Here is a 3,578-nt window from a genome sequence, read left to right as displayed (position 1 = left end):
TAATCGAGCTGTTCGAGGCCCCTGGGCATGGCCGTATCTTAGGCGAAATCACAGAAAAGCAAAGGGAAATTTATGGCGCACTGGGAGTCGAGCCTCCCTCGTTATAAATTCCGGGAACTCAGGATGTAAGCCAAGAATTCAAACACCAGACAATACGGGGCAAGAACACTTTGCGGGGTTTCCGGGCTGGTGCATTAGCGGCAGAATTGGTTCTAGTTGCATGTTAGTAGCCGGTACAGATAGGTGGGCCTTAGAATAGCGGTAAGCCATAGAAAGGAGAAAAACCGGTGAGTATCTTCGATCTATTGGGGAAAATCGGCAATGCGGTGTTTGAGCAAGCACAAAAGCACCATGCTCAGCAACTTAGACAATACTCGAAGTCGGCATCGGAAGGAAAAACACATAGAATTGGTGGTAAGACCCTTGGTGAGTGGGAGTCTAGTTGGCAGCCTATAGGCATATTAGCTATAGCAAGTTTGAGCAAGTATGCCTCCTTTGTGGGGCTATACCGAGCAAGATTAAATGGTAAGATTGTCTATGTCGGAAGGGCAGTGGAACACTCAAACGGTGGCTTTCGCAAACGACTGTCAGATTACAGACGATCATCTGACAGCGCCAGAAGGCATAAGTCAGGCCAACTTATGAATCAACATGCTGACCAGCTGTATATCGAAATCTTGGTTACGGGAAGTGATGCCGAAGCGGCGAGAGTAGCAGTGAAGCTAGAACCGTATTTCATCGGGTTGCATAGCCCTAAATGGAATAAGATGCTTAAATGAAGCGTTGATTGGGTTGAGTGGCAAGACACTGAACGATGGCCAAAGAAGCCTTACGGATTCATGTGGGAGCCAACTAATTCCACTATTTCCCTGGGATCGATATGGCCAACAAGCAACATAAAATGGGCTTTATTGCCGGTGAAGGCTATAAGAAAGATGATGTTATACGGGTGATGGTGTGTATCCTTTAGGAGTGTTTAGGTGAAAGGATGTGTTGTGGTTAGTCATGAGACTATGATTCAGGGATTAGGGGGCAGGTAAAGATCCCCAATTCCTGCAGAAATCTGCAGTTTCTTTCTTGAACACCTTTGATATGCTTCGTAATCTTGGTGGACTTGGTTGTCAGGTAGCTGCGATCTGCGATCCCTGTTAGCTCGTTGCATAGAGGCCAAATCTGTTAAACAGCCACACTATCCAAAGGCTATTAGCAAGGTAGTTGCTCTCAAAAAATGTGTTGGAATAGCCACAGAACCGAGTGGAAGGGAGATATCAATGTCAGCAATTAGTTCAACTTTTGAATCCAAGGAACCGTTACTATCGGAATTGATGAAGGAAATACATACTGGTAAGATCCAATTGCCAGATTTCCAACGACCATGGGTGTGGGATGATACGCATATCCGTTCGTTGCTTGCCAGTGTATCACTGGCCTATCCCATCGGTGCTATTATGCTGTTACAGACAGGGGGTGCAGAGGTACGATTTCGACCACGCCCTGTGGAAGGTGTCAGAAACAATGCTCTTGTAGCTCCTGAACGACTGATACTGGACGGACAGCAGCGATTGACCTCTCTTTATGGAGCTCTCATGAGTAAGCACCCAGTAAATACGAAAGACGAGAAAAGACAGCCACTTAAGCGATGGTACTATATGGATATTGAAAAAAGTCTGGATCCAGAAACAGATCGCTTAGATGCCATACTTAGCATTCCGGAGGATCGATGTATCAGAAAGAGTTTCGGACGTGAGATTGAGCTAGATCTGACTACTAGAGAGAACGAGCTTGAACTAGGAATCGTACCCATGAATATCCTGCTAGGCACAGAATTTTCTGCTTGGCGAACTGATTACATGAAATACCATGGTATGGACTCAGAACGGGTTAATGTGATTACCGAATTTGAGCAGGAAATATGGATGCGATTTCAGCAGTTCAAAGTCCCCGTAATTGAGCTGCTCGGTGGGACTCCAAAAGAAGCTATATGCCAGGTGTTTGAGAAAGTCAATACAGGGGGAGTTGCTCTAACTGTATTTGAATTGATGATCGCAACCTTTGCTGCCGATAACTTTCAGTTGCGGGAGGATTGGGAACGAAGACAAGAGGTTTTGCATGAGCGTGATGTCCTAAAATCCATTGGGGGTACAGAATTTCTTCAAGCGGTAACCCTATTGGCGAGATACAAGCGATTTAGGGATGATGGGAGAGCGGTTAGCGTCAAACGTGGGGATGTGTTGAATCTATCTTTGGACGAGTACCGTGCTAATTCTGACGAGGTACAGCAGGGGCTATTGCGAGCAGCCCGCTTACTGAACCGCTCGAAAATATTTGATGACAAAAACCTGCCCTACGGAACACAACTAATACCACTAGGTACTGTCTGCGGATATATTGGGAACCGCTTTGAAGAGGACATAGTACGGAATAAGTTGAGTCGTTGGTATTGGTGCGGTGTATTTGGAGAAATGTATGGTGGTGCCAACGAGACTCGCTATGCCATGGATGTAGTAGATCTAATTAGCTGGATCATGGAGTCTGGCCCAGAGCCACGTACTATCCGAGATGCAGACTTTTCTCCTTTGCGCTTGCTTACTCTGCAATCGAGGTTAAGTGCTGCATACAAAGGATTGTTTGCCCTAATGGTACAAAATGGGAGTTATGACTTTGTAAATGGAGATCCTATTGCCCATACTACCGACTTTGAACTGCCTGTGGATATTCATCATATCTTTCCCAAAGCCTGGTGTCAGAGACAAGGTATTCCGCGTCAGAAGTGGAATAGCGTGATCAACAAAGCGCCATTAACCAGTAGAACCAACAGGAAATTGTCTGGATCTGCACCAAGTCAGTATGTGCAGCGTCTTCTACGGGATGGGGTCATCTCAGACGAACGTCTTGGGTTTGTCTTGGAAAGTCACTGGATCAACTATGAGACACTGATTACTGATGATTTTGAGGTTTTCTTTCATGAAAGAGCGGTGAGTCTACTCAATGCAATAGAAGATGCCATGGGAAAACGCGTTCAGGGAAGAGATTCCGAAGAGGTCTTTAACGCGTTCGGTAAACCGCTCTAAGCCGGGCTCGATGCATTAGAAGAGAATGAGGTGGTAGGAGAGGGTTTCGCAATTCCGAGGTTCGGGAACACGAACCCAACCACCTACTCTCGCTAGGTACGATGACAGTATCTACTTCACGAAAGCATAATCCGGAAACTCAGGTACTTGTTACCGAGGGTGTACAAGACCAGTTGAATACAGTTACTGTCTGTGCAGCAAGGAGGGTTCCAGGATCTCGTATTTGCTCCTTTTCCTTTTCTGATGTTTGCTCAGTAACTGGATTTAGTGTGACCTCATCAATCCACGTCCAGTTCCTAGTTTTTCCTGTCCAACGCTCCGGATGTCTTTCCCTTGCAGCTTGATAAACAGCATCTCTTTTAGATAATATCTTAATGTCTAGATCATAGTGCCTTTGGTACGGGGTTACAAACTTTATGCCACTATGCAGGAGTTCATTATTGTATAGATCCACAAAACCTCGTACCCATTCCCTAGAATCCTCAATGGTGGCAAAACCGTCTGCAG

General features: G+C 45.8%; 2 protein-coding genes and 1 pseudogene. 2 read left to right on the top strand and 1 reads right to left on the bottom strand.

What is annotated here, in order from left to right; all coding sequences use genetic code 11:
- The first annotated feature begins 287 nt into the window (after positions 1-287).
- Both M0Q40_12570 and M0Q40_12565 read left to right on the top strand, forming a co-directional pair.
- Complete coding sequence (locus M0Q40_12570; GenBank protein MCK9223420.1) at positions 288-779, top strand: GIY-YIG nuclease family protein; 492 nt, start codon at positions 288-290, stop codon at positions 777-779.
- Between the two features lie 492 nt (positions 780-1,271).
- Positions 1,272-3,071: a DUF262 domain-containing protein gene (locus M0Q40_12565; GenBank protein MCK9223419.1), complete on the top strand. Its 1,800-nt coding sequence runs from the start codon at positions 1,272-1,274 to the stop codon at positions 3,069-3,071.
- A gap of 292 nt (positions 3,072-3,363) precedes the next feature.
- Here the strand turns inward: M0Q40_12565 and M0Q40_12560 are convergent.
- Positions 3,364-3,578 (bottom strand): annotated as a pseudogene (locus M0Q40_12560) (IS3 family transposase).

Source organism: Limnochordia bacterium, assembly GCA_023230925.1.
Classification (GTDB): Bacteria; Bacillota; Limnochordia; order DUMW01; family DUMW01; genus JALNWK01.
Note: the sequence above shows the minus strand (reverse complement) of the source record. Positions and strands in the feature narration are given on the sequence as shown.